The sequence below is a fragment of the Pseudomonas sp. GV071 genome (genome assembly GCF_003050835.1).
Classification (GTDB): Bacteria; Pseudomonadota; Gammaproteobacteria; order Pseudomonadales; family Pseudomonadaceae; genus Aquipseudomonas.
Genome location: NZ_QAOJ01000002.1, coordinates 306,292 through 325,660, shown reverse-complemented (window position 1 = coordinate 325,660; position 19,369 = coordinate 306,292). Strand labels below are relative to the sequence as shown.

The 19,369-nt window shown below is 63.4% G+C and carries 20 protein-coding genes and 1 riboswitch; of the genes, 19 read left to right on the top strand and 1 reads right to left on the bottom strand.

Going from position 1 to position 19,369, the window contains the following annotated elements; translation table 11 throughout:
- Positions 1–95: 95 nt before the first annotated feature.
- From C8K61_RS05435 to argE, 18 genes are all read left to right on the top strand, one after another.
- Entirely contained in the window at positions 96–995 is a 900-nt protein-coding gene (locus tag C8K61_RS05435; protein WP_108095184.1) for a peptidoglycan DD-metalloendopeptidase family protein, read from the top strand.
- Positions 996–1,066: 71 nt separating this feature from the next.
- The gene (locus C8K61_RS05430) at positions 1,067–2,917 is read left to right on the top strand and encodes a diguanylate cyclase (protein WP_108095183.1); all 1,851 of its coding nucleotides are present in this window, start codon (positions 1,067–1,069) and stop codon (positions 2,915–2,917) included.
- Positions 2,918–3,903: 986 nt separating this feature from the next.
- A riboswitch (guanidine-I (ykkC/yxkD leader) is annotated at positions 3,904–4,006 on the top strand.
- 46 nt (positions 4,007–4,052) lie between these two features.
- A complete protein-coding gene (locus tag C8K61_RS05425; protein ID WP_108095182.1) occupies positions 4,053–5,069 on the top strand; it encodes an ABC transporter substrate-binding protein in 1,017 nt (338 codons plus the stop codon).
- 77 nt (positions 5,070–5,146) lie between these two features.
- The gene (locus tag C8K61_RS05420) at positions 5,147–6,172 is read left to right on the top strand and encodes a fatty acid desaturase (RefSeq protein WP_108095181.1); all 1,026 of its coding nucleotides are present in this window, start codon (positions 5,147–5,149) and stop codon (positions 6,170–6,172) included.
- A gap of 3 nt (positions 6,173–6,175) precedes the next feature.
- On the top strand, positions 6,176–6,952 hold the full coding sequence (locus tag C8K61_RS05415; RefSeq protein ID WP_108095180.1) for an SDR family NAD(P)-dependent oxidoreductase: 777 nt from the start codon (positions 6,176–6,178) through the stop codon (positions 6,950–6,952).
- Positions 6,952–7,704 (top strand): SDR family NAD(P)-dependent oxidoreductase, encoded by a 753-nt coding sequence (locus C8K61_RS05410; RefSeq protein WP_108095179.1) that lies wholly within the window; start codon positions 6,952–6,954, stop codon positions 7,702–7,704. The genes C8K61_RS05415 and C8K61_RS05410 overlap by 1 nt, the downstream gene beginning before the upstream one ends.
- On the top strand, positions 7,701–8,582 hold the full coding sequence (locus C8K61_RS05405) for a DMT family transporter (protein WP_108095178.1): 882 nt from the start codon (positions 7,701–7,703) through the stop codon (positions 8,580–8,582). Before C8K61_RS05410 ends, C8K61_RS05405 begins: the two co-directional genes overlap by 4 nt.
- Positions 8,582–9,349: a creatininase gene (locus C8K61_RS05400; protein ID WP_108095177.1), complete on the top strand. Its 768-nt coding sequence runs from the start codon at positions 8,582–8,584 to the stop codon at positions 9,347–9,349. Before C8K61_RS05405 ends, C8K61_RS05400 begins: the two co-directional genes overlap by 1 nt.
- A complete protein-coding gene (locus C8K61_RS05395) occupies positions 9,337–9,972 on the top strand; it encodes a cysteine hydrolase family protein (RefSeq protein WP_256589372.1) in 636 nt (211 codons plus the stop codon). Before C8K61_RS05400 ends, C8K61_RS05395 begins: the two co-directional genes overlap by 13 nt.
- A complete protein-coding gene (locus tag C8K61_RS05390) occupies positions 9,972–10,754 on the top strand; it encodes an N-acyl homoserine lactonase family protein (RefSeq protein ID WP_108095176.1) in 783 nt (260 codons plus the stop codon). The genes C8K61_RS05395 and C8K61_RS05390 overlap by 1 nt, the downstream gene beginning before the upstream one ends.
- Positions 10,751–11,545 (top strand): hypothetical protein, encoded by a 795-nt coding sequence (locus C8K61_RS05385; protein WP_108095175.1) that lies wholly within the window; start codon positions 10,751–10,753, stop codon positions 11,543–11,545. Before C8K61_RS05390 ends, C8K61_RS05385 begins: the two co-directional genes overlap by 4 nt.
- Entirely contained in the window at positions 11,545–12,381 is an 837-nt protein-coding gene (locus tag C8K61_RS05380) for an ABC transporter permease (protein ID WP_108095174.1), read from the top strand. Before C8K61_RS05385 ends, C8K61_RS05380 begins: the two co-directional genes overlap by 1 nt.
- Before the next feature lie 5 nt (positions 12,382–12,386).
- Positions 12,387–13,229: an ABC transporter ATP-binding protein gene (locus tag C8K61_RS05375; RefSeq protein ID WP_178086424.1), complete on the top strand. Its 843-nt coding sequence runs from the start codon at positions 12,387–12,389 to the stop codon at positions 13,227–13,229.
- Positions 13,230–13,454: 225 nt separating this feature from the next.
- On the top strand, positions 13,455–14,087 hold the full coding sequence (locus C8K61_RS05370; protein WP_256589367.1) for a hypothetical protein: 633 nt from the start codon (positions 13,455–13,457) through the stop codon (positions 14,085–14,087).
- Positions 14,087–14,512 carry a hypothetical protein gene (locus C8K61_RS05365; protein WP_108095172.1) on the top strand — a complete coding sequence of 142 codons (426 nt, stop codon included), beginning with the start codon at positions 14,087–14,089 and terminating at the stop codon, positions 14,510–14,512. Before C8K61_RS05370 ends, C8K61_RS05365 begins: the two co-directional genes overlap by 1 nt.
- A gap of 221 nt (positions 14,513–14,733) precedes the next feature.
- On the top strand, positions 14,734–15,159 hold the full coding sequence (locus C8K61_RS05360; protein ID WP_108095171.1) for a RidA family protein: 426 nt from the start codon (positions 14,734–14,736) through the stop codon (positions 15,157–15,159).
- Complete coding sequence (locus tag C8K61_RS05355; protein ID WP_108095170.1) at positions 15,156–15,833, top strand: DUF1028 domain-containing protein; 678 nt, start codon at positions 15,156–15,158, stop codon at positions 15,831–15,833. Before C8K61_RS05360 ends, C8K61_RS05355 begins: the two co-directional genes overlap by 4 nt.
- A gap of 97 nt (positions 15,834–15,930) precedes the next feature.
- Complete coding sequence (gene argE / locus C8K61_RS05350) at positions 15,931–17,085, top strand: acetylornithine deacetylase (RefSeq protein WP_108095169.1); 1,155 nt, start codon at positions 15,931–15,933, stop codon at positions 17,083–17,085.
- 88 nt (positions 17,086–17,173) lie between these two features.
- Here argE and C8K61_RS05345 read toward each other — a convergent pair whose 3' ends face one another.
- Complete coding sequence (locus C8K61_RS05345; protein ID WP_108095168.1) at positions 17,174–18,010, bottom strand: MurR/RpiR family transcriptional regulator; 837 nt, start codon at positions 18,008–18,010, stop codon at positions 17,174–17,176.
- Positions 18,011–18,235: 225 nt separating this feature from the next.
- Between C8K61_RS05345 and C8K61_RS05340 the strand changes: the two genes are divergently transcribed.
- Positions 18,236–19,294, top strand: coding sequence for a spermidine/putrescine ABC transporter substrate-binding protein (locus C8K61_RS05340; protein WP_108095167.1), 1,059 nt, complete (start codon positions 18,236–18,238; stop codon positions 19,292–19,294).
- The last annotated feature ends 75 nt before the right edge of the window (positions 19,295–19,369 follow it).

Here is a 19,369-nt window from a genome sequence, read left to right as displayed (position 1 = left end):
GCGAGCTTCGTCACAGCGCGGCGGCCCGCGCCTCGCGGGGCAAGCGAGGCGCTGCTAGTCTTGCTCGTCCAAGAACCCATTAGAACGATGCCGTTATGCCAGGGCGCATTATCTTTCTCTGTGGTCTGTTGCTTGCCGTTGCCAATCCGGCAGCGGCCTTGACCATCTACAAATACACCGATGCCAATGGTGTGGTGACCTACACCGACAAAGCCGCGCCGGGCGCGCAGGTGTTCGTGTTCCGCGACCGCATGGTCGAGCGCCTGGACACCCAGGTGAAGCTGGAAACCAAAAAGCATGATGCCGGCGAAACCCTGCTGGTGCGCAACGACCTGTATGCGCCGGTGGAAGTCGAGCTCAGCGTCAACAACGCAGTGAACGTCTCCGGCGCGCCGGATAAACCGATTCACTGGGTACTGCCACCGCGCAGCAAGATCCGCCTGGCCACCCTCGCCCCGCGCGACCCCGGCCAGCCAATGCGTTACAAACCCAAATTGCGTACCGCCCTCGGTGACCCACGCCTGCAGCCGCTCGACTACGACTACCCGCTGCCTTGGGTTGGCGGGCCGTTCCGGCAGAGCCAGGGCGCCAACGGCAAGTACAGCCATTTCACCCCCAAAGGCCGCTACGCCATCGATGTCGCCATGCCGGAAGGCACGCCCATTGTCTCGGCTCGTGCCGGCATGGTGGTGAAGGTGGAAAACCAGCAGAGCGGGCGCGGCAACAACCCGTCGGGCAACTTCGTGCGGGTGCTGCACGACGACGGCACCATGGGCGTGTACCTGCACCTGATGAAAGGTTCGGTGCTGGTCAACGAAGGCCAGCGTATCTCCCTCGGCACGCCGCTGGCGCGCTCGGGCAACACCGGCAACAGCAGCGGCCCGCATCTGCACTTCGTGATTCAACGCAACATGGGCCTGGCGCTGGAGTCGATTCCCTTCGACTTCGTGCAACCGGTCGACACCTTGCCCAACTTCGCCGTGGGCGGTGACTGAAAGCGCCTGCTAGCCTGTTTTGCAGAACGTCGGTTGCTCCCCATGACCGACACGCAGGCGAAGGGCGAAGAATGCGGCTACGTGTACACCTCGTAACCCTGGTGATGGGCTGGCTGGCAGCTTTTTCCTGCTCGGCCGCGCTGGTGCAGCTGCAGGACGACATGGAGCCCCTGCGCCTGGGCCCGCAGCTCGAATACTTGTTGCCCCAGCAACCCCTGCAATTTGTCGACGCCCAACGTTCACGCGGCTGGCAGGCGGTAAACGCCGACTCGCTGAACCTCGGTCACCAGGAAGACGCCGTGTGGGTGCGCATGCACCTGCTAAACATCGCCAACATCAACGACTGGCTGCTGGTGCTGGAGTGGCCGATCATCGACCGCGCCGACGTGCGTCTGTACTACCCGCAAAGCCGCAGCTGGGGCGCCATGCAGTCTGCCGGTGACCACCTGCCATTCAGCAGTTGGCCAGTGGCCGAACGGCAACTGGTATTCCCCCTGAGCCTGCAGAAAGCCGAAGAAGCCTGGGTTTACATGCGCGTGCGCAGCAAAGAAAACCTGGTGCTGCCCATGCAGCTGTACAGCGACGCGCAGTTCCAGGCCCAGGAAAAAAGCCTGCGCATGCTCCTGGGCATGTTCTTCGGCGCCATGCTGGCGATCCTGCTCTACAACGCCAGCCTGTACCTGTTCACCCAACACCGCAGCTACGTCTGGTACACCCTGTACCTGCTCGGGGTGATCATTTACGAGCTGAGCATTTCCGGCATCGGCCCGCTCTATGTGTGGCCGGACCTGGGTAAACCGGCGCGGCAGATCTACGCCCTGTCGGCGTTCTGGAGCTTCTTCGCCGCCGCCATGTTCATCCGCGCCTTTCTGCGTCTGCCACGCTACGGCGGTTGGCCGCTGTGGACCAACAACCTGTTGGCCGCGTACTGGGTGGTGGCGCTGTTGCTGACCCTGGTGCAACCCGACTGGTTGTATTGGATCGGCATCAACCAGGTGGCCCTGGCCTCGTGCATTCTGGCGCTGGTGGTGGCCATCGCCGCCTGGCGTCGGGGTAATGCCTCGGCGCCGATGTTTATCCTGGCCTGGAGTTTTCTGATCGTCTGCACCTTCATTCACGTCGCGGCACTGGAAGGCTTGCTGCCAATCAACCAGGTCACCCTGCGCATGCAGACCCTGGGTTTTTTCGCCGAATTCATCCTGCTCTCCATCGCCCTCGCCGACCGCCTCAACCGCGAGCGCGCGGCCCGCGTCGAGGCCCAGCACAGCCTGCTGGAAGCCCGCGAACAGGCGCTGGCCACCCAGCAGCAGAGCCTCGAGGTGCAACGGCGCACCAACGAAGAACTCGAACACCGGGTGCAGGAACGCACCTCCGCCCTGCAGCGGACCAAACAGGACCTGGAGCAAGCCAACAGCGAACTGACCCGCATCAGCCACACCGACGCCCTCACCCAACTCGCCAACCGCCGCTACTGCGACCAGCAACTGGCACACCTCAACGACCCGGCGCTGGCGGTGCTGATGATCGACATCGACCATTTCAAGCGGATCAACGACACCTACGGTCATCCCTTTGGTGACAGCTGCATCAGTGCGGTGGCCCAGGTGCTGAAACAGGCGACCCGGCGCAGCGCCGACCTGGCGGCGCGTTATGGCGGGGAGGAGTTTGTGGTGTTGCTGCTGGACAGCAATCCCAAGGATGCCTTTGAGCTGGCTGAGCAGATTCGCTTGGCAGTGGCGGCGATCACGTTGGAGGCGGGTGAGCAGCGGGTGCAACTGACGGTGAGTATCGGCGTGGCGTGTAATTCGCTGGAACGGCCGCTGGATGTGCAGGCGCTATTGAGCGCGGCGGACCGGGCGTTGTATGCGGCGAAGCAGGGGGGGAGGAATCAGGTGCAGGGGGAACAGGCGTTGTTGGCCTGATCGGCGGGATTTATTTGCCCGTGTTCTTCTTCGTTACCGCGTGCGCTGAGCGTTTTGTTTCGCGCCTTACGCGCGACTCACTTTTTGCCAGTCGCCGGTGTGCCGGACCAGGCAAAAAGTAAGCAAAAAACGCTTGCCCTGACCTCGGCCCTACGCTGCGCTTCGGGTCCCCTCGTTTCGGCGCTGCTCCAGGGGCCGGCAAAACAGGCCATCCATGGCCTGTCTTTGCCTTTCGCGGCTCCCGGCCGCTCAACCCCTTACACAGCGCCTGCACTCGGCCTTCGCCCACGGGGCGGGCAGATCAACAGCCAAATCAAAAGCCCCTCACCCCCGACCCCTCTCCCGCGCGCGGGAGAGGGGGGCGTAGGGCCACCATCCCACTCGGTCAGCTCCCTCTCCCGCTTGCGGGAGAGGGTTGGGGTGAGGGGCGGTTGATCTTGATCTTGCTTGTGATCCACCCGCCCCGTTAGCGCAGGCCGAGCGGAGTCGTTGTGGAGGGGGTTGAGCGGCCGGGAGCCGCGAAAGGCGTGATGGGCCATGGATGGCCCGTCTCGCCGGCCCCCGGAACAACGATGTAGCGAGGGGAGTCGCAGCGCAGCGCAGACCCAAGGTTGGGGCAAGACCTTTTGGTTTCTTTTGGGGCGACTGCCAAAAGAAACTCGCGCGTAAGGCGCGAAACAAAACGCCCAGCGCACGCGCCGACGAAAAACTCCGCTATACCAAAGCAAACGAAGCGTAATCCAAAAAAATAGCCCCAAGCGCACTGAAACCATGCGCCCTTGCCTACCCCTGGTGCGCCCCCACCAGACATCCACCCCCCAGCCCTCCGACGCTATCCAGGCAAACCCTTGAATCCGTGCGGTTTTTACCGCCAGCCAAGCGCCTGGCACCGACCTTGCTACATCACCTCCCGAACGGGATGAGTTTTTCGCGTCGGCACCGCCGTCACAAAGCTGCTCATGACGCTTGGCACACAGGAGCTGTAACCAGAGGCGAACTAGGGTTCCGGTCCACAGAGGTGGACGCTGGTCCGAGAGTTTTCCGGCCCTAAGGAATAGGGCTACACGGCGGGAGAAAAGCCCGGGAGACGTGATGTCATCCCGTGCCTGTTTCCCTAACGTGTAGGAGTGTTGCCATGACCACGCCGTTGTCTTGCTTCAAGCTTCCTTCGTTGCGCAAAAGCCTGCTCGGGGCTTGCCTGGCCACTGCTGCCAGCCTCTTGCCCATCGCCTCCCAAGCCGCTGAAACACTGAAGATCGGTACCGTTGTCTGGGCCGGTTACGCGCCGTTTTATGTCGCCGACAAGCTCGACCTGTACAAGCCGCACGGCCTGAAAGTGGAGCTGCAGTTTTTCAACGACCCGGCCCTGATCCCCACCGCCATGGTCGGCGGCGCGCTGGATGGCGGCATGCTCACCTACGACCAGGTGGTCGGCGGCGCCGCCAAGGGCCTCAAGCACAAGGTGGTGATGCCCATCGACTTCTCCAACGGGGGCGATGCCATCGTTGCCGACAAGTCCATCACCTCGGTGAAGGACTTCAAGGGCAAGAAGGTCGGTTTTAACCCGCTGTCGCCGTCGGATTTCCTCCTCGCCTACGCGCTGAAAACCAATGGCCTGACCGAGAAAGACATCAGCCCGATCAACATGACCCCGGAAAGCATCCCCGGCGCCATGGCCTCCGGCAGCCTGCCGGTGGGCGTGACCTACGAGCCGAACGTGTCGCAGATTCTCGGCATGCCGGGTGACAAGTTCCACGTGGTGTATTCCTCCAAAGACGCCCCGGGCCTGATCACCGACGTGCTGGTGTTCGATGAGAAGGTCATCGCCAAACGCAAAGTGGCGATCAACGCCCTGATGCAGGGTTATGTCGACGGCCTGGCGTATATCAAAAGCCATCCAGAAGAAGCCGCCGAAATCATCGGCAAGGTGCTCGGCGTAAGCGCCAAGGAAGCCACTGAGCAAATGAGCGGCGTGTACAACATTCCGCTGGCGGAGATGAGCAAGAACTTCGAGAAGTCCGACGCCACCAGTTCGTTCTTCGGTAGCGGCGCGGTGATCGGCACCCTGCTCAAGGACAACGGCCAGATCCCGGCCATTCCGGATTTCGCCACCACCTTTGACGCGTCCTTCGTCGAAGCCCTGGCCAAGTAAGGCAGGCAATCGACGTCACGTTGCCGGTGCGCATGTCCCTGCGCACCACTGGCAACGCCGATTCACGAGGAGCCCACATGTCTACGCAAGTTTTTCGCTACGCCGACGGCAAACTGCCTAACAGCCTGGCGTTCGCCTATGTCTTTACGGCCTACATCGGCGGCTTTGCCCTGCTGTTCTCCGCCCACTGGGCGTTGAACCTGCTCGGTACCCTATTGCTCGGGCACGGGATGATCATCGCGGCCTACCTGATTCACGAGTTCGCCCACGGCACCATTTTCGCCAAGCCCAAGCACAACGAATGGGCCGGGGAGGTCTGCAGCTGGCTGTGTGGCAGTTGCTACGCCGGCTTTCAGTACCTGCGCAAAAAGCACATGCGCCATCACGTCGACCGCGCCGACGTGATCACCTTCGACACCAAGGTCTTTATGAACGCCTGCCCGCTGTGGCTGCGCAAAATCATCCTGGCGCTGGAATGGGCGTATATCCCGGCCATCGAGCTGGTGATGCATTACTACGTGGTGGTGTTGCCCTTTATCACTCAGGACGAAAAACACCGCGCCAACCGCAAGAAGGTGCTGCTGACCCTGGCCGTCCGTTCGCTGCTGTTTGCCGTGCTCGCTGCCGTGTCGTTCAAGGCGCTGGTGCTGTATTGCCTGGCCTGGATGCTGATGCTCACCGTGCTGCGCTTTGCCGATGCCTATCAGCACACCTACGACGCCTTCGCCGTGCTCGAAGACGGTGGCGCGATTCCCAATGACAAGGTCCGCGACCGTGTGTACGAGCAACACAACACCTACAGCAACGTGGTCTCGGCGCGCTGGCCGGCGCTCAACCTGCTGCTGCTGAATTTCTCCTACCACAACGCCCACCACGAAAAACCGGTGGCGCCCTGGTACCGCCTGCCGGCCTTGCACCGCGAGCTGTATGGCAGCGATTACGCCCAGGTGCTGCCCATGCGTCTGTTGCTGAAAAGCTTCCATGAACACCGTCTGCGCCGGGTGATCGACGACCACTACGGCGAAGTGGCCGCGCCTGAGCAGCAACGGCGTGCCGATGGTTTTTACGGCGCGGTGGGCGTGTCGTTTCTGACGGCGGTGTAGCGGATGAACCTCGACTACAGCGGCAAGACCGTGGTCCTCACCGGCGCTGCCAGCGGAATCGGCAAGGGCCTGGCCAAAGCCTTCGCCGAACAGGGCGCGCGCCTTGAATTGCTCGACCGCAATGGCGAGGCCCTGGCCGCTGTGGCGGAGGAACTTCACAACCTCACGGCGGTGACGGTCAGCACGTTGGACCTGAGCGACAGCGAGGCCATCGCGGCGTTTGCCGCTGGCCGCGAAGGGCGCCCTATCGATGTGCTGATCAATAACGCCGGCGTCGAATACGCCACGCCCTTGAGCGACACCGGCGCGCAAGCCGATGCCCACTGGCAGGCGCTGCTGGATAACAACGTCGCCTCGATGCTGCGCCTGACCCGCGCCCTGCAGGGCCAGCTCAAGGCTGGTAGCTGTGTGATCAACCAGGCCTCGATCTGGGGCCTGAAAGGGGTGCCGGGCTTTAGCGCCTATGTGGCCAGCAAACACGCGGTGATTGGCCTGACCCGCTCGCTGGCCTGGGAGCTCGGCCCGCGCCGTATTCGGGTCAATGCGGTGTGCCCAGGCTGGATCGGCACCGAAGCGGCCATGCGTTCGCTCAAGGTGATGGCCGCCGCCAATGGCCGCAGCGAAGCCGATGAACTGGCGAGCATTCTCGCCGCCCAGGCGGTGCCGGAGTTGCTGACCCCGGCGGACCTGGCCGGCACCTTTCTGTTTCTCGGCAGCGCCCTGGCCCTGCCCCTGACCGGGCAGGCGCTGTCGGTCAGCCATGGCGAGGTGATGCACTGATGAGCGAGTTACCCCTCAGCGGCCAAGTGGCGCTGGTCACCGGCGCCGCCACCGGCATTGGCCGCGCTACTGTGTTGGCCCTCGCCGCTGCTGGCGCCCAGGTGTGGATCAATCACCTTGGCCAGGCCCAGGCAGCGACTGGCCTTGTGGCGCGCATTACCTCGGCGGGTGGCTGGGCGCGGGCGGTGGAGGCGGATGTCAGTTCTGCTGCCCAGGTGGCGGCCATGTTCGACGAGGTTTTCGCCGCGGGTGCCCTGGATATTCTGGTCAACAACGCCGGCATCATTCTGGAAAAGCCTTTCCTGGAAACCAGCGAAGATGATTGGGCGACCCTGCTCGGTGTCGACCTCAGCGCCGTGTACCGCTGCTGCCGCCATGCCCTGGGCCATATGCAGCCGCGCGGTTCGGGCAGCATCGTCAATATCGCCTCGGAGCTCGGCCATCTGGGCCGGGAAAACTTCGCCGCTTACTGCACCGCCAAGGCCGGGGTGATCGGCCTGACCAAATCCCTGGCCCGCGAATTCGCCCCGGCCATCCGCATCAATGGCGTGGCGCCCGGGCCGGTGGATACCGCCATGGTCAGCGCAGAAAACATGAGTGTGGAAATGATCGCCAAGGAAGTCGCGATCCCTGCCGGCCGTCTCGGCCGCCCGGAAGAAATCGCTGCCGCCGTACTGTTTCTGGTGTCGCCCCAGGCCAGCTTCTTTCAGGGACAAATGCTCGGCGCCAACGGCGGAGCGTGGATGGGATGAACGTGCTGCTTAAACCGGAAAGCATCCTGCTGTTTGCCGCCGTGCTGTGGGGCCTGGGCTGGATGCCGCTGCACCATTTTGCCGAGCAAGGCCTCAGCGGGATGCCGGTGGTGCTGGCCACATACGGGCTGCTTTGCGGGCTGGCGATTCCGGTGTTGGTCTGGCAGCGCCACGCGTGGTGGTCGCAGCGCTGGGGCCTGTTTGCGATAGGTGTACTCGGCGGTTTTGGCACGGGCGGGTTGGTCGGCGCGCTGTCCGAAGGCGATGTGGTGCGGGTGATGCTGCTGTTTTATCTGGCGCCAGTGTGGGGCTTGCTCGGCGGCTGGCTGGCCCTGGGCGAAAAGCTCAGTGGCGAGCGCTTGCTGGCTCTCGGCTTGGCCATGCTCGGTATTGCTCTGACCCTGGGGCTGAGCCGCGACACCTTCAAGCCGCTGAGCGCCGCCGACTGGCTGGCGCTGGTCGCCGGTTTTGCCTTTGCCATGAACAACCTGGTCACCCGTGCCGCCGATCAGGTGCCGCTGGCGAGCAAGTCGGTGGTGGCGTTTCTCGGTAGCGCGGCAGTGGGCGCGGTGTTTTGTCTGCTGCAAGACACGCCATTGCCGCCGATGTCTCTGGGGCTATGGGGACAGGTACTGCTGTTCGGCATTTTCTGGCTGGTGGCCATGGCCACCGCGCAATACGGCTTCAGCCATGTCGAGATCGGTCGTGCGTCGGTCCTGGTGGTGATGGAGCTGGTCGTGGCGGTGTTGACCAGCGCCTGGTTTGGCGACCGTGAATTGGGCATGCGCGAATGGTGTGGCGGCGCGCTGGTCACCCTGGCCGCCGTGCTGGCCGCGCGGCCACCCCGCAATAACACTCAACCTTGTGAGGCCTCTTAATGACTAGCGTACGCATGGACCAACTGAGCTGGGTGGAATACGAGCGCCGTGTACGCGAAGACGCGCCGGTGGTGTTTCTGCCCTGCGGCGCCACCGAGCAGCATGGCCCGCATCTGCCGCTGGGCACCGATGCCCTGCTGGCCAGCGCCTTGTGTGAAGACGTCGCGGCGAAAGTCGGCGGCCTGGTGGCACCGGCGTTGTCTTACGGCTACAAGTCGCAGCCCAAATGCGGTGGCGGTAACCATTTCTGCGGCACCACCAGCCTCGATGGGCAAACGCTGATCGCCCTGGTGCGCGATGCGGTGCGCGAATTCGCCCGCCATGGCGTCACCCGCCTGGTGCTGGTGGACGGCCATTACGAGAACCAGTGGTTTGTCACCGAAGGCATCGAGCTGGCCATGCGCGAGCTGGGCAAAGACACCCAGCTGGAAGTGATGCGCCTGGAGCATTGGGATTTTTGCACCGAGCAAACCCTGGCGGCGGTGTTCCCCGCCGGTTTCCCCGGCTTCGCCCTGGAGCACGCTGCGGTGATCGAAACCTCGCTGATGCTGCATTACCTGCCGCACCTGGTACGCATCGACCTGATCCCCGATGAGCCGCCGGCCGACTTCCCGCCCTATGACATGTACCCGACCCGCACCGACTGGGTGCCAGCTTCCGGCGTGCTGTCCTCGGCCAAAGGCTCGACGCCCGAGAAGGGCGCGCGCATGGCCGCCGATATCACCCAGGGCATCGCCCAGGCCGTGCGCAAGGAATTCAAGCTGTGAGCATCGCCCTGATCGTCATCGACATGCAGCGCGACTTCTGCGCGCCTGGCGGGTATGCCGATCAGGCCGGGCTGGATATCAGCCTGCTGCGCGCGCCAATTCCGGCTATTCAACAGCTGCTGGCCAGTGCGCGGCAGCGTGGCTTGCTGGTGCTGCATACCCGCGAAGGCCATCGGCCAGACCTCAGTGATCTGCCCGAACCGAAACGTCTGCGCGCCGCAAACGCCGGTGCAGCCATCGGCCACCCCGGTCCACTGGGGCGCTTGCTGGTGCGTGGCGAGTTTGGTCATGACCTGATCGCTGAGCTGCAGCCCTTGCCCGGCGAGCCGGTGATCGACAAGCCCGGCTACAGCGCCTTTGCCAGCACCGACCTGGACCTGTTGCTGCGCAACCGCGGCATCACCCAGCTGTGGATAACCGGGGTGACTACTGAAGTCTGCGTGTCTTCCACCCTGCGCAGCGCGGTGGATCTGGGCTACGCCTGCACCCTGGTCAGCGATGCCTGCGGCTCGGCCTACCCCGCGTTGCACGCAGCGGCGTTGGCCATGGTCGATGTCGAAGGTGGCTTGTTCGGGCGCGTGTGCGACAGTCAGCGCCTGATCGCCGAGTTGGAGCAACGTTGATGACCCAGGTAACGAAAATGTGGCCGCTGCTCACTGCCACCCACCGCTACGACAAGACCATCTCCACCCGCAACCGCGGCCATGGCGTGCAGATCGAAGCGCCCATCCTTGCCTACCTGATCGAAACCCAGCACGGGCGGATTCTCTACGACGTCGGCTGCGACTACGCCAAGATCAACGACCCTAAGCTGCGTGCGCGCTGGTACGACCCAGTGGAATTCCCCATGGGCGCGCCGCAGATGAGCGAAGAGCAACGCCTGCCCGCGCACTTTGCCCGCCTGGGTTTGACCCCGGCGGATATCGACTTGGTGTTTCTCGGCCACCTGCACTTCGACCATGCCGGCGGCTTGTGCGAAGTCTGCGGTGCCGAGGTGCATGTGCATGGCGCCGAGCTGGAAGCGGCGAAAGCCAAGGCCGACGACGCCTACTTTGTCGATGATTTTGCCGGCGACTACCGCTGGAAAATCCAGACCGAGGAGTACGACCTGGTGCCTGGTGTGCGTGCCATCAACACGCCAGGGCACACGGCCGGGCATATGTCCCTGCTGATCGAACTGCCCCACGGCCGGCCGGTGATTCTGGCTGGCGATGCGGCGGACCTGACGGAAAACATCGACGACGAAATCGCCCCCGGCACCCTCTGGCAGGAGCGCGAAGACCTGGCCATCGCCAGCATCCGCAAGCTCAAAGCGCTGGCCAAGGACACCGACGCCGACCTCTGGCCCAACCACGACATGGCGTTCTGGCGCGGGCTCAAACAGTTTCCGGAGTTTCATTCATGAGTGGCTCGCCTTTGAGCGCCGCGCCGGTACCCGAACGTTACCTCGGCGTCTGGCAACGCACCTTGCTGACCACCACCGCCGGCAAACACGACACCAGCACCCAGGTGTACTGGCTGCAGACTGCGCGGTTGTTCGCTGACCTGCGCATTCCCCAGCCGGTGCCGCAAACCAGCTGGGAGCTGGCCAACCAGGGCGGTTTTGCCGGCATCACCGAAGTGACCCAACCGGCAGCCGGCGAAGAGCTGTGCCAATGGCACCGCGCAGTGGATTTTCAGCCACCCCGGGCCAGCAAGGATATTGGCCGCATGCTCTTCGAGCGGCCTGACTGTGTGCTCGAAGACGGCCTGGACGACAGCTACCACGAAGTCTGGGAGCGCCTGCCCCACTCCATCGGGCGCAACTGGGGCACCTGGCTGGAAGCGGCCGATGGTCGCCAGGGCTGCCTGCTGCTAGCCGGAGACTGCTTTATGTTTGTCGCCAGCCGAGCTGCGCCTTTGCCAGCGGCCAGTTCCCTCGCCGAGCTGTTGGATGGCGAGGCCAACCCGGCGCCCCTGCTGGCGTGCGAGCTTTCGTTTGGCCGCCACCAATACGGACGGCGGCCGTGGTTTATCGAGCTGTCGACTATTCCCCAGCGCGTCGGCGCGATGCTCCTGCCTGCCATCGTCGACCCTGACCATGCCGAGCAACTGTGCGCCGCTGACACCCTGGCGCTGCTCGGCCACGAGCCGCCGCTGAGCGGCTGGCGCCGTCGGCGCGATCCCCTTTTTCCTGTTGCCGAGGAGGCCTTGTGATGAGCGCCCATCAACCTTTGCCCACCCCGAAAGCGGCCACCCGGCCCAAGCGCCCGAGCTGGTGGGTGATCCGCGGCGAGCTGTCGCGCAGCGCCGTCTGGGGCCTGGCGGCGGCTGGCCTGGTGCTGCCGTTGCTGGTCTGGTGGGCCTACACCGCCACCGGCCTGGCCAACCCGATGTTCATGCCCGGGCCGGATGCTGTGCTGGCGCGGGTCGGGCACTGGTGGAGCGACGAAGGCCTGCTGGCCGATATCGGCATCAGCGTGTACCGGGTGATGACCGGCTTCCTCGCCTCGGCGCTGTTCGCCCTGCCGCTGGGTCTGTACATCGGCACCTACCGCCCGGTGCAGGCGTTCCTCGAACCGCTCACCGACTTCATCCGCTACATGCCGGCGGTGGCCTTTATTCCGCTGGTGATGCTGTGGGTCGGCATCGATGAAAGCTCCAAGGTGCTGATCATCTTTATCGGCACCTTTTTCCAGATGGTGTTGATGGTCGCCGAAGACGTGCGCCGTGTGCCGATGGCGCAGATCGAAGCGGCGCAGACCATGGGCGCCAGCCGCAGCGAAATCGTCAAGCTGGTGATTCTGCCCTCGGCGCGCCCGGCGCTGCTCGACACCTTGCGCATCACCTGCGGCTGGGCCTGGACCTACCTGGTGGTGGCCGAACTGGTGGCCGCCAACTCGGGCCTCGGTTACGCCATTCTCAAAGCCCAGCGCTACATGCAAACCGACAAGATTTTCGCCGGCATCATTCTGATCGGCGTTATCGGCCTGCTCACCGACCAGGCGTTTCGCTGGCTCGGCCGCGTGGCCTTTCCCTGGTTGAAGAGGTAATGACCATGACCGATGCCAAGATCCAGATCCGCCAGGTCAGCAAGGTATTCAAAACCCGCGGCCGCGACGTGCAGGCCCTGCAGGACATCAACCTGGAGATCCAGCGTAACGAATTCATCACCTTTGTCGGCGCCTCTGGCTGCGGCAAGTCCACCCTGCTGCGCAGCATCGGTGGCTTGGAGCAGCACAGCGAAGGCGACATCCTGCTCGACGGGCGTGCCGTCAACGGCCCCGGTATCGACCGTGCCATGGTTTTTCAGCACTACAGCCTGTACCCCTGGCTGAACGTGATGCAGAACATCAAATTCTGCCGCCAGCTCAAGGTGGTGTCGGACACGGTGAAGAGCGACGGCGACATCGAAGTGGCCAGCGGCCGCGCCGATGCGTTGCTCAACCTGATGGGCCTGTCGGCCTTCCACCAGGCCTACCCCAACCAGCTCTCCGGCGGCATGCAACAGCGGGTGGCGATTGCCCGCGCGTTGATGCCCAAGCCGGAAATCCTGCTGATGGACGAACCCTTCGGCGCCCTTGATGCACAAACCCGCGAAGTGATGCACGACCTGATTCGCCACGTGCACCGTTTGGAAAAGAGCACCATCCTGTTCGTCACCCATGACGTCGAAGAGGCGATCTACCTCGGTGGCCGTGTGGTGCTGATGGCGCCGCGCCCCGGACGCATCGACACCATCTACGACGTGCCGCTGCCAGCCGAACGCCATCAAGACATGAAACTGTCAGCTGAATTCCTTAGCTTGAAACGCGAGATCCTCGCGCGGATCCGGGAAACCTCGGGGATGAGCACTGACCTGGAGCTCCTCGAGCAACTGACCCGGACTCAGCCGGCCTGACTCGGTCTGTTCCAGATGACCGTGTTCTTGCCGATGGGAGGCTCGCAACTAAAGACCAACCGTCCGGTCTCACCTGTGCCCGGCGTAGATCTTGCTGGACCTGGATACTGCTTCACCCCCTTCTAATAAAAACCAACCGATGCATCCCTTGCTGTGTGGCGTTCTGCCGAGAATAATCGCCGCCGTCGAGTGACCGACCGCGGCTGTGTGAATGTGAGGGATAACGTGGAATTCGCCTTGTCGATTGCGCCCTATGCGGGCATTACCGTGATGATTCCGGCCGTGTTGTTACTGGCCGTCTGGCTCAATTACAGCGCCTCGCGACGCGTGGCTGGGCTGTGGTTGGCGGTGGTGGTGCTCGCCTATGGTGCGGTGATGGTCAGCAAACTGGCATTCAAAGGCTGGGGGCATGGCCTGGAAGCGTTGAACATCGCGGTGTTCAGCGGCCATGCAATGAACGCCTGCCTGGTCACCCCGGTGCTGGTGAGCATGCTTGCTCGCCAGTGGCACCCGTTACTGCGCTGGCCGGCAGCGGGCCTGACGCTGATCGGCGCCTGGTATTTCAGCGTCACCGTGGTTGCCCCCTATGTGCACCCCTTGCCCGAAGCGATTGCCGGTGCGCTGATTGGCAGCCTGGGTTCGATGACCTTCCTGCGGTTGGCCGAATACGTCGAGATCCGCCCACTGCCGGCCCGCGCTGTGGCCATGGGCCTGACGGTGATCGCCGTGTGCGCCAGCCTGCCGAAATACACCGCCGAAGGTTTGCTCAACCACTTTGCTATCACCCTGTCGGGGGCTGAAGCGCCATACACCAAACCGCACTGGCACGACTCACCCACCGCACAGTCGTCACGCTGATGCGCGGACGCGGGTTGCTGGTCCTGCTCGCCGTCCCGCTGCTGGCCGTGGGCGGCTACCTGTGGGCCAAGGCCGAGCACTACCCGACTGAGGCAGTGGACCGCGCCCAGGCCTTTATCACCCTGCTCGAAGCCGGCCAGCTGGAACAAGCCCAGGCACTGGCTTTGCGCAATGAATACGTCGGCCACACTCCCGCCGAGTTCGCTGAACTGACGGCGCGCCAGCTGTGCCGCGTCGACCACGTGGAATGGACCGCCCCTCCCCAAACCAACGGCAACCGCCTGCGCCGCTGGTGGAATGACGTCGAGGTGGAAATGCCCGAGGTGGACGTCGAGTTCCAAGGCAGCTGCCTGCTCAAGGTCAACCTGCGCCATGGCGAGGACGGCCAGTGGCGGGTGTTCAACCTGCAGCGCCACGCCGGCTAGAGCCAAGCCAGTTTTTGCCTAACCCACGACGACAAAAAACCTAATTTCGCTATTGCCGGGGCGTGGCCAGAATGCGGGCATAGGTCGTGGGCTGGGCAAAAGCACCCTCACCCCAGCCCTCTCCCGCAACCTTTCGTCGAACGCCGCTCCAGTCCCCTCTCCCGTTTACGGGAGAGGGTTAGGGAGAGGGGCTCTTCTAACAGCAAACCTAGGGCGTCCCCATGAGCAAACCCACGCACACCCGCATTCGCATGTTCAACACCAAGGACACCTACCCCAACCAGACCCTGGACAACGACCTGTGCCAGGCCGTGCGGGCCGGCAACACCGTGTACGTGCGCGGTCAGGTGGGGACTGACTTCGAGGGCAATCTGGTCGGCCTCGGCGACCCGCGGGCGCAAACCGAACAGGCAATGAAGAACCTCAAGCAACTGCTGGAGGAAGCGGGCAGCGACCTCAGCCATATCGTCAAAACCACCACCTACCTCACCGACCCACGCTACCGCGAGCCGGTGTACCAGGAAGTGGGCAAATGGTTGAAAGGGGTGTTCCCGATTTCTACTGGCTTGGTGGTTTCGGCCCTTGGCCAGCCGCAATGGCTGATGGAAATCGACGTTATTGCTGTCATTCCGGATGACTGGAAATGACCTTCTCCATCGTCGGCCGCTGCGCCGAAACCGGCCAATTGGGCATCGCCATCAGCTCCTCCAGCATCGCCGTCGGTGCCCGCTGCCCGTGGGTGCGCGGGGGCATTGGTGCGGTGTCCACGCAGAACATCACCCTGCCGGCCCTGGGCCCGGAAATTCTCGATTTGCTCGAGCAAGGCGCGAGTGCCAGCGAGGCGCTGGACAAGGCCCTGACTACCCACGGTTTCAGCCAGTTCCGCCAGGTGACGGTGATCGACCACCACGGCGACACCGCCCTGTTCACCGGCAGCGAAGCCCTGGGTTTGCATAACGCAGTGGCCGGCGAGCAATGCGTGGCGGCGGGTAATCTGCTCTCCAGCCCGCAGGTGATCGAAGCCATGGTTACCGCGTTCGAAGGCAGCAGTGGTGAGGCCTTGGCGGATCGTCTGCTCGCCGCCATGAACGCGGCGATGGCCGCGGGTGGCGAAGCCGGGCCGGTGCATTCGGCGGCGATGTCGGTGGTCAGCGACCTGCTGTGGCCGATTGTCGATCTGCGTGTGGACTGGGCCGAGCACGACCCGATTGGCGAGCTGGGCACGCTGTGGACCGCCTACCGCCCACAGATGCAGGACTACATCACCCGCGCCCTCGACCCGACCAAAGCGCCGAGTTACGGCGTGCCCGGGGACGAGTAAACGATTGCGGAGTAGGTTGGGTTGAGCGTAGCGAAGCCCAACATTGCGATCTCCCGTTGGGCTTCGCTACGCTCAACCCAACCTACGGACCTGCGCCATGTATTCCAGCCGCGACCTGCTATCCCACCTGATCGCCTTCGACACCGTCAGCCGCGAGTCGAACCTGGCGTTGATCGAGTTTGTCCGCGATTACCTCACGGGCCTGGGCATCGACAGTGAGCTGATCTACAGCGACGACCGCCGCAAGGCCAATCTCTACGCCCGCCTCGGTCCTGCCGGCGGCGGTGGCGTGATGCTGTCGGGTCACAGCGATGTGGTGCCGGTAGACGGCCAGGCCTGGACCGTGCCGCCGTTCGCCATGACCGAGCGTGACGGCAAGCTGTATGGCCGCGGCACGGCCGACATGAAGGGCTATATCGCCTGCGTGCTCGCCGCCCTGCCGGGCTTTCTCGCCCAACCCTTGCGCGTGCCGCTGCACCTGGCGATTTCCTATGACGAAGAGGTTGGCTGCCTTGGCGTGCGCAGCCTGATCGACGCGCTCGAAGGCCGCCCTGAGCGCCCGAGCCTGTGCATCATCGGCGAGCCGACCTTTATGCGCCCGGTGCTTGGCCACAAGGGCAAGCTCGGCATGCGCTGCGAAGTGCATGGCGCCGCCTGCCATTCGGCTTACGCGCCACAGGGCGTGAACGCCATTGAGTACGCTGCCAAGCTGATCAGCCGCCTCGGCGAAATCGGCCAGCGCCTGGCCGCCAAAGCGCGTCACGACGCACGCTTCGACCCGCCGTATTCCACCGTGCAGACCGGCACCATCAGCGGCGGCAGCGCGCTGAATATCGTCCCCGAACATTGCCGCTTCGACTTTGAAGTACGCACCCTGCCGGCGGACGATGCCGAGCAGATTGCCAGTGAATTGCAGGCCTATGCGGCAGAGCTGGTGCCGCAGATGAACGCCGTACAACCCGGCACCGGCATTCGTTTCACACCCATTAGCGCGTACCCAGGGCTGGCCACCGCAACCGATAGCGAGGCCGCGCAGTTGCTGGCGCTGATCAGTGGTTCGGCGGATTTCGGCACCGTGGCCTTTGGCACCGAGGGCGGGTTGTTCGACCAGGCCGGCATCGCCACCGTGGTGTGCGGGCCGGGCAGCATGGATCAGGGGCATAAGCCGGATGAGTTTGTGAGTCTGGAGCAGCTCGCTCAGTGCGACGCCATGTTGGCGCGGTTGGCTGAGTGGATGCAGGCGATGAGCTGACGCTATTTTGTAGGAGCGGCTTCAGCCGCGATGCTTTTGATCGTTCAAGAGCATCGCGGCTGAAGCCGCTCCTACGAGATCGTGGGCATCATGGGCGATAGAGCTTCAAACTTTCCACCCGCGACCGATACGCCGCCAAGCGCTCTTTCAACTCGCCCTTACGCTGCGACGCCACGCAGTGCAGCAGCACATTCAGCGCACTGGTCAGCCCGCCGGTGGACTCCAGAATCAGCCCGGTCTTGGTTTTCATGGTGATGATCAGCGGCGTGTCGATGTGCCGGGCAATGCCGTATTCGTCGGTGAACACCACCAGGTCGGTGTCGCTTTGCAGGCAGTTGTTGGCGAAGGCGATGCCGGCGTCGGCGTAGGGTGCGATGTCGATCAGAATCACGCAGCAGCGCTTGTCGCGGCTGTCGATCCAGCGCCCCAGCACGCCGCTGTAGAGGTCAAGAAATTCCACCCCGCTGCGCACCAGTGACAGGCGATTGGCAAAGTCTTCGGCCAGGCCTTTGATGGTCTGGAAACCGCAGACAAATACCCGCTCGGCCAGGCTCACACGCTGCACGATGTCCTGCCAGTGCTGGCTGCCCATCTGCGCGGCGAAGGCGCTCAAGGCTTCGATTTCTTCGTTGAGGTGGGCCAGCAGGTCGTCCGGTTGCTGGTCGACACGCTCGATCAGGGTGGTGTTGAGCAAGGATTGAATGCGCACGTCATCGCGCAACTCTTCCTTGAGCGTCTTCAGCCCCTTGTAGCCCAGGCGGCGCAGAAAGCGGCTGACGGTGTTGGGGCTGACCTTGCTCTTTTCCGCCAGGCTGGCGCCATTTTCAAAGGCGATGGTTTCCCGGTTGGCCTGGATATAGGCCCACAGCGTGCGCTCTGCGGGGGTCAGCTTGCCGTCCAGTTGTTCCATTTTGCTATCGAGCATGCCTGCGCTCCGGCTGGCTAAAAATTAAAATCTGACACGAGTATGTCAGAGAGTTGATATTTGGAAGAAATATATTCTATTCTCGGCTTGCCCTACCAAAAGGCTCGCTCAGCAGACGAAGGCGCTCAGACCTTCCCCGATATCGCCGAACAGCCCTCGCAATTCCTGCCGCAACAACAGTGCCAGGCCACGCCTTGCGCAATCAAAACAGTGGAGAACAGGAACATGCTCGACCTTATCACCCGTCCCCTGCGCCAGCTTTCCTTGCCCGCCGTTATCGGCGGCATCCTCGCCCTCAGCGCCGGCGCCGCCCAGGCCGCCGAAGAGCTACGGCTGTATAACTGGGGCGACTACATCAACCCGGAAGTACTCAGCCGCTTCACCGCCGAAACCGGCATCAAGGTAGGCCTCGACACCTACGGCAGCAACGAAGAAATGCTCGCCAAGCTGCAGGCCGGCGCCACCGGCTACGACATCGTGTTTCCCTCAGTGCATATGCACGACACCATGGCCGCGCTGAACCTGCTGGAAAAAACCGATATCAACCAGAGCCCGGCATTCAAGAACATTGACCCGGCCTACCTGCGCGCCAAGTCCGACCCCAAGGGCGAGTACTGCATGCCCTACGCCTGGGGCACGGTGGGCATCTTCTACAACAAGAACAAAGTGAGCAAACCGATCGAAACCTGGACCGACTTCTTCAACGAAGCCAAGGCCGGCAAAAAGGTGGCGATGCTCGACGACATGCGTGAAGTGTTGGCGGTCGGCCTGATCAGCAACGGCCTGTCGGTGAACACCACCAGCGCCGATGACCTCAAGGTCACCCAGGACTGGCTGCTGGAGCGCAAGCCGCTGATCTCGGCGTTCAGCTATGAAGTGGTGCCGATGGTGCAGTCCGGCGACGTGGTGGCCGCGCAGTACTTTGTCGGCGCGCTGATGTACGTGAAACAGGACCCCGCCAACCTCACCTACGTGATCCCCAAGGAAGGCGCGACGATGTACCAGGAAGACATGTGCGTGCTGAAGACCGCGCCGCACAAGGCCAACGCCAAGCGCTTCATGGAGTTCTTCCTGCGCCCGGAAATTGCCTCGCTCAACACCATCCAGCAAACCAACGGCACCCCCAATGCCGAGGCGCTGAAACTGCTGCCGGCTGAGCTGAAAGACAACCCGGCGGCCAACCCCCCGGCCGAGGTCAAGGCCAAGCTGCAGATCTTCAACGACCTGGGCAAAGACCTGAAGAAATACGACCGCGCCTGGACGCGGGTGCGCACCGCTAATTAAGCCATGCGCTGCTCCTCGGTCCTGTGGGAGGGGCTTTAGCCGCGATGCTCTTGATCTTTAAAAGCTCGCGGCTAA